Origin of the sequence: Geminocystis sp. GBBB08 (assembly GCF_016743215.1) — a bacterium.
Classification (GTDB): Bacteria; Cyanobacteriota; Cyanobacteriia; order Cyanobacteriales; family Cyanobacteriaceae; genus Geminocystis.
The window spans coordinates 1-9444 of record NZ_VRZC01000153.1 but is presented as its reverse complement, the minus strand read 5'-3'; the positions used below and the strand labels follow the sequence as shown (position 1 = coordinate 9444).

General features: G+C 31.0%; 7 protein-coding genes and 2 pseudogenes. 5 read left to right on the top strand and 4 right to left on the bottom strand.

The features are described 5' to 3' along the window. The 3 genes and pseudogenes from FWJ34_RS15640 to FWJ34_RS15630 form a co-directional block, all read right to left on the bottom strand. A pseudogene (locus FWJ34_RS15640) lies at nt 1–1152 on the bottom strand (hypothetical protein); the annotation flags it as partial. Between the two features lie 51 nt (nt 1153–1203). After that, complete coding sequence (locus tag FWJ34_RS15635) at nt 1204–3021, bottom strand: glycosyltransferase (RefSeq protein WP_308256269.1); 1818 nt, start codon at nt 3019–3021, stop codon at nt 1204–1206. Between the two features lie 75 nt (nt 3022–3096). After that, nucleotides 3097–4215 carry a SpoIID/LytB domain-containing protein gene (locus FWJ34_RS15630; RefSeq protein WP_308256268.1) on the bottom strand — a complete coding sequence of 373 codons (1119 nt, stop codon included), beginning with the start codon at nt 4213–4215 and terminating at the stop codon, nt 3097–3099. Between the two features lie 274 nt (nt 4216–4489). On the opposite strand from FWJ34_RS15630, the gene FWJ34_RS15625 reads away from it, so the two are divergent. The 3 genes from FWJ34_RS15625 (at nt 4490) to FWJ34_RS15615 (ending at nt 7483) form a co-directional block, all read left to right on the top strand. After that, a complete protein-coding gene (locus FWJ34_RS15625) occupies nt 4490–6175 on the top strand; it encodes a glycosyltransferase family 39 protein (RefSeq protein ID WP_308256267.1) in 1686 nt (561 codons plus the stop codon). After that, entirely contained in the window at nt 6172–6615 is a 444-nt protein-coding gene (locus FWJ34_RS15620) for a hypothetical protein (RefSeq protein WP_308256266.1), read from the top strand. Before FWJ34_RS15625 ends, FWJ34_RS15620 begins: the two co-directional genes overlap by 4 nt. 100 nt (nt 6616–6715) lie before the next feature. After that, on the top strand, nt 6716–7483 hold the full coding sequence (locus FWJ34_RS15615) for a hypothetical protein (RefSeq protein ID WP_308256265.1): 768 nt from the start codon (nt 6716–6718) through the stop codon (nt 7481–7483). A 339-nt stretch (nt 7484–7822) separates the two neighbouring features. Here FWJ34_RS15615 and FWJ34_RS15610 read toward each other — a convergent pair whose 3' ends face one another. After that, complete coding sequence (locus FWJ34_RS15610) at nt 7823–8353, bottom strand: DUF4330 domain-containing protein (RefSeq protein ID WP_308256264.1); 531 nt, start codon at nt 8351–8353, stop codon at nt 7823–7825. Between the two features lie 293 nt (nt 8354–8646). On the opposite strand from FWJ34_RS15610, the gene FWJ34_RS15605 reads away from it, so the two are divergent. Together FWJ34_RS15605 and FWJ34_RS15600 are read left to right on the top strand one after the other, a co-directional pair. Next, nucleotides 8647–8949, top strand: coding sequence for a hypothetical protein (locus FWJ34_RS15605; RefSeq protein WP_308256263.1), 303 nt, complete (start codon nt 8647–8649; stop codon nt 8947–8949). Between the two features lie 297 nt (nt 8950–9246). Then, nucleotides 9247–9366, top strand: a pseudogene (locus FWJ34_RS15600) (GTP-binding protein); the annotation flags it as partial. Nucleotides 9367–9444: the final 78 nt, after the last annotated feature.

The window sequence follows — 9444 nt, the reverse complement described above, 5'->3', positions numbered from 1 at the left end:
ACCTAATCTGACAGCTATTTCTATATATTCCTCTTCACAAGATGCGATCGTCTCTGTAACTCCTAACATTTTTAAAATACCATAACTATGTCTGCCTCGCATCAATTCTCCCGGACAAGTTACTACTGGTAAGTTACAAGCGATCGCCTCTAAAGTAGTATTACCTCCAGACCAACTAAAAGTATCTAAAAAAACATCAGAAACAAGATTAAGATTCAAATAGTCATCATGAGTTAAATTAGAAAGAAAAATACAATAATTATCTATATTGAAATTTAATGACTCAAAAATAAGATTAAGACGCTGTTTAAATTTGTGCAAAATAGAAGGGCTTAAACGATTAATAAAAACGAATTGAGCATTGGATATTTTTTGTGCAATATAAGGAAAAATATAATCAAATTGTGGTAGATATTTATATAAACTTTGACAACAAAAATAAATTACAGCATCTTCTCTTAATCCAAAATCTTTTCTGGTTTTTGTGGCGGGAGGAATTAAAGGTTTTTCATAACAAATACCAATATTAGGAAGACGAATTAAGGTTTCAGAATAATGTTGATGTGCATTTTTTGCCTCCATTAAATCACTAGATAAAAAATAATCAATATTAGATAATCCCGAAGTTATAGGATGTAACCAAGTTGTACATTGAATAGGGCATAAACGCAAACTAGCAAGGAGTGTAACTTCTGGATACATTCCAATATCTAAAAACACTAAAATATCTAATTGATCATCAATAATTTTTTGAGCAACAACATCAATAATATCAATTTGATTAGATAATTGATAAAAATAATCACTGTATTTTTCAAATTCTTTAGTAAGATTATCTACAGAAGAATCAAGATAATAACCATAAATTTCAAATTTTTCTCGGTCATGATTTTTAAACCGCCCTTGAGCTAATTTAGCCACCACATGATTACGAAAACAATTAGAGACATAACCTATTTTGATTTTCCTCAATTCATCGATTTTTCTCTGATATTTAGGTGTCATCCACTGAGGGAAATTAACCTCCATTATTTTCTGTACTAAATCTCCATATTTTTTCTGTAAATCCAGATCATTTAAACCTTGATAATTAAGATAAAAATTATTTTTTTTGGATAAGGCTTCTATATATTCGTTATTAGGTTTATTCAAATCTATTTCTTGAAAAACTTGTGTTAAGCTTCCATTTAATTTACCACGGTATTAATTAATTTCTTCTAAATTTTCATAAATGAGGGGAATTGTTAAATATTTTTCTAATTTCCACAGTAAACTTTGAGAAAATATTTGAGAAGTTTCTTCTGCAAAAGTAATGGCTTGTTTTATATTTCCTTGATTATAAATAAGGTTAAATAAATTGAAATAAGATCTCGAATCTTGCGGATTAGCTACAATGCCTTGACGATAAATAGACTCGGCTTGTAAAAAATTATTAATATCTGAATATAAATTACCAAGATTATTATAAGATTCTAGTCGATGAGGTTCAATCTTTATCGCTTTTAAGTACATTTCTATCGCATTATCTTTATCCCCTAATTTTTCTAGGAGTACACCAAAATTATAATAATATAATCCATATTCAGAAGGATTATTTTCTTCATTAGCCATTAATTCATGAAGTTGATGATAAATAGAAAAAGCCTTTTTAAAATTATTATTAATAAATTGATTAACACCTTCTTCATTTAAAATTCTTAACAAATTTTGTAAATCCTCATCTAAATTATTGCTATTTAAAAATAAAGACATCCAAGCTGATTCGGCACTTTCAATATCATCTGCTAATAAATAGGCTAAACCTAAATAAAAATATTTTTTCAAAGAAACATTTTGACTGTTATAACTAGAAAACAAGATATTGTTATTTACTTCTATCGTTTGAAGACTATTTAATTTTTTTTGTTGGAGATTTTTAAGCAAATCAATCCATTCTTTTACTCTTATAGACCAAGTATAATTATTATTAACAAACTTGACTTGTTCCCGTAAATAATTTTCTAAGTCTTCTGTATTCTGACATTGAAACTCTTGAATTTTTTGAATAACTTTTTCAACAAACTTTTGTTTATATTGCTCACCAAAATCAAAATCTTGAATTGGAATCAAATTAGCAAAACCATGACTTGTTTCTGATAAAGCTCCTAAATCACTGGTAACAATAGAACAACCACTAGCCATCGCTTCCATTAGAGAAATACAGGAAGTTTCCCTAAAGCTATTCGGATAAGCAAATACATTAATGGATTTTAATTCTTGTGCTAACTGTTGTTGAGGAAGAGAGCCTATATATTCAACCCCTTCCATGTGACAACATTTTTCATAAAGCCAATCATATTCATTATCATCTTCATTTTTATGTTCATATACTTTCATACTCGAAAAAATTTTAAGTTTCGTTTCAGGTATTTCTTCCTGAATTAGAGGAAAAATATCTAGCAAAAGATCTAACCCACGAAATGGAGTGCTAGTATAAGCTAATATGGGAATAATCGACTTTTGATTTATAATTGAAGTTTGATTAACAAACAAGTTCTCAAAAAACGGACTTACAGCATTGCGTAAAACATAACATTTATTTGGATTGAGATTAAATTTTTGAATAAAACGATTTTTTTGCCAATCACTAACAAAAACAAAAGCATCATAACTATTTTGATTTTCTAAATCTGACAAAGATTGAACTGCTTTTTGATCAATATCATGTTGAATCCATAAAATTAAAAGGGAGGTTTTTAATAAAGTTGAACGATAAAGATTTCCATTATCAGAACCATCAGTCACAATCAAGACATCTAATAAATCAATTAGTAATTTAGGTATTTGGCTACAAGGAATACAAATAATATTTTTAGACTCCCTAGCCTCAGAAATAGAATTAAAAAGGAAAACTTCTTCTTGATTTTGAGCCAATTTTTCAGCTAAATAACATAAAGCAGAATGAGTACCTCCTAGGGGTCTTTGATATACCGTTTCAATAGTATAATTCAAGGAAATGGGAGAAAGAAAACCTATTTTCATGATCAGCTTTAAGTTGAAGTTTGATTATTATTAGTAAATATTCTGAATGTAACTATTTTTCGGCAAAGATCAAACCTATCTTGTTCGCATAGTTGCTAATCGTGCATTTTGATAATAATGTCCAAGAATTTGACGATATTCAACACCATTTTGTGCTAAATAATATGTACCCCATTGGCTTAACCCTAAACCATGGCCAAATCCTCTACCAGATACCTGTAAACCGTTACCTTCTGCAGAAACTCTAAACAAAGTACTTCTTAAATCTAAAGCACTTCTTAAGTCACTTCCCGCAACAGTTCTAGTACTACGATCGCCTACTACTTGCATTGTCACAATTCTACCTTGAGGGGTGGTTTTTTGAGGTATTAAGGCACGAATATTACCAACACCTCCAGCCAAACGACTAATAGCAGAGGGAGAAATGCTTTTATTCCACTGAAATACGGGAGCTGTTTGATCATAATCAACAACCCCTCGCAGATAGGGTAAAGGAGAAGTCCAAATATCTTCTGCATTTTCGGTATGTCCACCTGATGATGAATGAAAAACAGCTAAAATAGGTTGATTATTATAAGTCATAATTTGCCCATCAGTGGCTTTTACTGCTTGATGAGTTGTAGTATATTCACTACTTAACCCTTTATAAACCTGTGTTGCCGTTGTGGTATCAAGATCAAAAACACTATTTCTACTGGTATTACGTTTATACAAAGCATAAGTTCTAGCAGCTACAGCTTGGGCTTTTAAGGCTTCTTGAGGCCAACTCGGAACTGCTTCTGCACCGACTACGCTATATAAATAGTCTTCCATATCCACATAATTAACGGCAGTAATACCACTTCCTTGACGAGTTAATAATACTCTCCCACGATACCAGCGATCACCAATCCAGATAACACCATCACCGCTATGCTCTAACCATATAGCATTAGAGTTCCATTGGGCAAGATTAACATTACCACCATTAGATTTAGCTAAAAAGGAGTTCATTCCTTCTACTTGTCCGATAGTACGCCCTGCACTATCTTGAATTATGGCGGGGGTTGAACTTCCGATTTGTAGATTATTGACGTTTTTTTTGATGGCTACTCTTAATTCTAAGGCAGCGTGGGCAGAGGCACTGAAAATAAACCAAAATAAAGCGATAAAACTTAATTTAGAGGTTGTTTTTAGAATAAATTTTGTCAACATAACTATTAAATATATATTTTCGTTGATCCGTATTTTATGCTTAATGTTCCAAATTAGTTAAAGTTTTTCACATCGAACTTAGAATAACAAGCAGAATGATTTAGTATTGTTATAGAAATATCTAGCCAAAAACAGATATTTTGTCAATAGTATCTATGTTCAGTATTTTTTTAAAGGGGGTTATTCGAATAGTTATAATCATCCCATAAGTGAGAATTTTGTATGTAACTTTTATATATTTTATTTTAGAATAATCTGCTATCAATTTTTTACTATGAATCGTCATCTTTTTACCTCAAAAATTCCACGCTATGGGATTAAATCTCAAGACTATTGGGTAGAATTTTTATACTTTTTTGCTCTTTTTTTTAGTGGGATAATTTTATATTATTTTCACTTAGGTGATTTAGCTTTAAGGGATTGGGATGAAGGCACTTTTGCTCAAGTAGCGAAGGAAATTTATCAATCTTCTTTTCAGGATTTTCATTGGCTTTTTCCGACTATTTGGGATGAGCCTTATCTGAATAAACCGCCTTTAATTCATAGTTTAACAGCTCTGGTTTACAGTTTTTTCGGGATAAATGAATTTACAACTCGTATTGTAGGTGCTTCATTAACGGCTTTATCTGTGCCTTTACTTTATCTGTTAGCTAGAGAATTATTTTTACCCCGTTATTACGCCTTATTTTCCGCTTTAGTTTATCTTACCACTATGCCTGTAGTTCGTCATGGAAGATTAGCGATGCTAGACGGTGCAGTGTTATGTTTTCAAATGTTATTAATCTTGTCTATTTTAAAGGCAAGACGAGATTTACGTTGGGCTTTACTGACAGGGCTTAGTTTTGCTTTAATCTGTCTGAGTAAAGGTTGGATGATGGGAATTTTATTTCTTGCGATCGCATTTTTATTTCTGGTTTGGGATACACCTCGATTAATCACATCTTTCTATCTGTGGTTAGGTTTACTTTTAGGCACTATTCCCGTCATAACATGGCAGGTGGCACAATATAAATATTATGGGGAAAATTTTATCAATACTTCTATCAAAGATCAATCCATAAATCGTATTTTTACTGCCGTAGAAGGCCATCAAGGACCAATTTGGTATTATTTACTAGAATTACTCAAATATCCTCATCCTTGGCTTTTTATCGCTATTTATGGTATGGCGATCGCCTACAAAAATCAGAATTGGAGTTGGGCAAAATTTGTTTTAGTGTGGAGTAGTGCTTATTTAGTCGCCGTGTCAATAATGGGAACAAAGTTACCTTGGTATATTCTGCCTATATATCCAGCTTTATCCATCTCAGCAGGAGTAGCATTAGCACAAATAAAATCTTTACCTTCTTTCATCCCCTACCCTCAACCATGGAAAATATTTTTCGGTTTTCTCAGTGTTGTCATTACCGGAGGATTTTTCTATTTTCTCTTAACTCAACCTCATAATCAAAATTTATTAACAGTTTTAGGGTTATTATCACTTACATTTTTTGTGACAACAATTCTTTTAATTAAACAAGATCAACAATTTATACCTGTGTTATTTTGGGGAATGTATGTCTCTTTAATGGTGTTTTTTAGCTCTAATTATTGGTTATGGGAATTAAACGAAGCCTATCCAGTAAAACCAGTAGCAGCGGTAGTTAAACAAAAAGTAAACCCCAAAGAAACAGTCTATATTTCTTTTGATTATGAGCGCCCTTCCATGAACTTTTATAGTGAACATCGAGTCATACCTGCTAACCTAGAAGAAATCCAAAACTTGATCAAATTTCCCTCATCTTTACTGGTAAATAATGAAACCTTATCTCAACTTAATTTATCAATAGACGGTGACAATTACTGTTATGTTTTTCAATCTGTCGATAAAATGACACCAGAGATAAAACCTAACCAAAATTGTTTTCAAAAGACAACTATACCTGAATCAAAATTTATTTTATTAACACCGATTAAATGAACTGCCATAATTTACATAAACAGTTAGAAAAAAAAGAATTTATTAATATTAAAAATTTGTTTTCTCGAAATTTTATTATTAGTATTTTATGGTTTATATTTTGGATGATAATTTATGCTATTAGCATATTGATTCAACCAGAATTAATTTTTATTCCCATGGTATTAAATTTACCTTTAGCGACTTTTTTTTGCACAGGTATAATATTAGAAACTCTAGTTATTTTTATTTTTAACATTGATTATAGTCAATTCTCTGACATCTTGGGAAAAATTATCGTTTTATTATTTACTTTTACCCTCAATTATCTTTACCGTAAAGTCATTTTTAGAGAACAAAAATCGATAAAACCTAAATTAAAATCAAGATTGAAAGAATTTTTTATCTGGATTTTACCTTGGTTATTAACTATATATATCCTCTCATTAATATATGGTTAAATCTAAAGATAATCTAAAATTTTACGGCAGAAGATTAAAGAAATTGTTAGACTTAGATCTTCAATAATCAATCAATAATATAAGTAAAATTTTAACTAATATGTTATTACCGTTATATCTTTATCTAATTCTTTTTTTATCCATTGGAATCATAATCTTACATTTATTACCAAAATTAGGAGAAGTAGGAAAAACAGCATCAGATTTTTTGTGTTATGCCCCCGGCATTGATTTAGCACTAGCTTACTTTATGTTAATACCCCTGATGGTAGGTTCAATAATTGCCAGTTGGCAAGGTGTCGGGGTGGCTTTATTAGCAGAAATTACCACTTTATGGATTTGGATTTTTGCCCATGAGTCGATTCATAATAAACCAAAAACCAATATTCACCGAACTCTTAGCGGTATAGTAGGAAAATGGCGAAATCATTTAGCAGTATGGATTACAGCTTTAGCTATTCCTATTTTTTGGCTTGTGCGTTTTGGTGAAATTATTATTTATCCTCCCTTAACTTGGTTGATAAAATTACCTAAATATGAAACTAAAGATTGGGTAAATGTTTCTCGTCAAAAATTTGAAGGCTTAATCGGTTATGATTTAATTTGGTGTTTATATTGTGATTGGATGACAGGCGTATGGTCATTAGGAACGGAAATGCTTCGTAATGTGGAATCTTTTTGGTGCCCAATTCGATTTTACTCTGACAAAAAATGTGAAAATTGTCAAATTGATTTCCCTGATGTCCAAAATGGTTGGATTCTTGCCGATGGAAATATTGAAGATGTCACCAAACTTCTAGAGACAAAATACACAGATAATCAAGAAGAAAGATCTTGGTTTGGCCATTCCTGCCGTAATAATGATTAATTTTCATCTCCTTACAAAAACTCAACACAAAGGATGGTGTTTGCTGTCTTCTGTGGGATGTAGTATTGCCCCCTTTAGGGGGAGTGAGACTCTTAATATAATCCCTTAAAACTTCTGCCATTGATAAATCAATACTTTCAGCATATTCCTTTAATTTTTAGTATTCTCTTTCGTTGACGTTAAATTGAATCTTTTTAGGTCTAAAATATAATCTACAATTAGAGTATAACAGGAGGTGCAAGATCTGAGTAAATGAATAAAATAAACCCTCTTGATTAAAAATAGGCGACAATAGCCTCATTTTCCATCAAAGGATGATGTTTTTTTGGTGCATGATTTCTAACTTCTCTTATTAACCCCGATAACACTCCCCCTAAAATTATAATTAGTGCCATCAAGTTCTAACACTGTACCGATTTTGATTTTTTGATTAGCTAAAACTGCACCATCATTGGTAACTTTTCCTTTTCCTGTCATTAATAGCATCATATCAAGGCTAAAAGTTTCAGGGCGAGGATCTAATAAGGCTTTTACACTACCGTCAGGTTGCGGAACAATAACGTAATTTTTTAATCTCTCAGCCGATTCAACCGTTAATTGTCCTGCCGGTTCATTGCGCACGATAATATTAACATTAGCTTTTTGATTAAATTCACTTAATAAGGCATCAGGATCTTTAACACTTAAACCCCTAACTAATAAGTTTAATTCGATAGTATCAGTAGTACTACTTCCTACTTGAGCGATCGAACCTTGAGGACCTGGCACAATAAAAATACCGATTAGTACTAATATAATAACAGCGATCGCACCTAAATCTAAAATATTTACTTTACCGAATAAACGACCTTTAGAGTCAAGAATTTTCATAGAAATTTAGTTATAAAACAGACTTTTCAAAATATAACATCTAATAATTGATATTTGTTAAAATTTCCTTACAATATTTGCCCACAAAAAACTAATCTTTCTTTTGACATTTCCAAAATAGTGATTTATCATTAGTCATTTATGAATTATCTATCTATACCATTTCCCAGACTCATGAAGCCTAAAATATTAGCCTAAAAATCTTAGACAATAAGTATTGAAGCCCCAATTGTATCATCCAAAACTTCCAAATAACTATCTTACTTTTTTAATACATTTTATCGAACATTGTTATGACTAAAATATCCACTGTAGTTTCTCCCTCAACAATTAATTCTCCTAACTTAGAATTATCTTCCTCAAAAAAAACAGTAAATCCAGCAATGAAGAAAAAAATAGTTAGCAAAAAAAGAGACATTAATAATACCCCCAAACAGAAAGAAAAAAATTCCTTAAGTATTTTCAAAAAATTAATTATCCTCACCACTATTATCTTTAGTTTTGGTGGTTTAGGATTTGGTTTAGCCTTACGATTTGGACAAAATTTAGATATTTATCAATCAACAAACTCACCCATTAGTAATCGATCATTTTGACTAGCTGTTATATCCATTAAAGTTATCCCTTATTCTTTATTTGTTCCGAATCATCACTATCTATTAAATGAGCATTTCTTACTTGATATTTTAATCATCCTAGCCATCCATGAAATAAAAGGCGATCGCCTCTTTGCACTTTGATCGACTTTTAAGAAAAATGATCTCCCATGAGCAATCCGTATACTGATGAGAGCTGAAAAATCAATAAATAAAAACAAAAATTAACAAAAAATAACAATGATCAGGTAGAATTGAAATAACTATAAATAATCATTACATTAAATTAACAGATTTATGTCTCTCCCCATTCGCAACCTTGCGATTATTGCCCACGTTGATCATGGCAAAACAACCCTAGTTGATGCACTATTGAAACAATCAGGTATCTTCAGAGAAGGTGAAGAAATACCCTACTAAGTGATGTATTCCAATGATATTGAAAAAGAATGAGGAATTAATATCGTTTTTAAAAAAAAACAGGTAGGGTAATAA

Bases quoted from the DNA above. Each gene is read 5' to 3' on its own strand.
- FWJ34_RS15630 (WP_308256268.1), bottom strand. From the start codon at position 4,215: ATGTTGACAAAATTTATTCTAAAAACAACCTCTAAATTAAGTTTTATC.
- FWJ34_RS15605 (WP_308256263.1), top strand. From the start codon at position 8,647: ATGACTAAAATATCCACTGTAGTTTCTCCCTCAACAATTAATTCTCCT.
- FWJ34_RS15615 (WP_308256265.1), top strand. From the start codon at position 6,716: ATGTTATTACCGTTATATCTTTATCTAATTCTTTTTTTATCCATTGGA.
- FWJ34_RS15610 (WP_308256264.1), bottom strand. From the start codon at position 8,353: ATGAAAATTCTTGACTCTAAAGGTCGTTTATTCGGTAAAGTAAATATT.
- FWJ34_RS15625 (WP_308256267.1), top strand. From the start codon at position 4,490: ATGAATCGTCATCTTTTTACCTCAAAAATTCCACGCTATGGGATTAAA.
- FWJ34_RS15635 (WP_308256269.1), bottom strand. From the start codon at position 3,021: ATGAAAATAGGTTTTCTTTCTCCCATTTCCTTGAATTATACTATTGAA.
- FWJ34_RS15620 (WP_308256266.1), top strand. From the start codon at position 6,172: ATGAACTGCCATAATTTACATAAACAGTTAGAAAAAAAAGAATTTATT.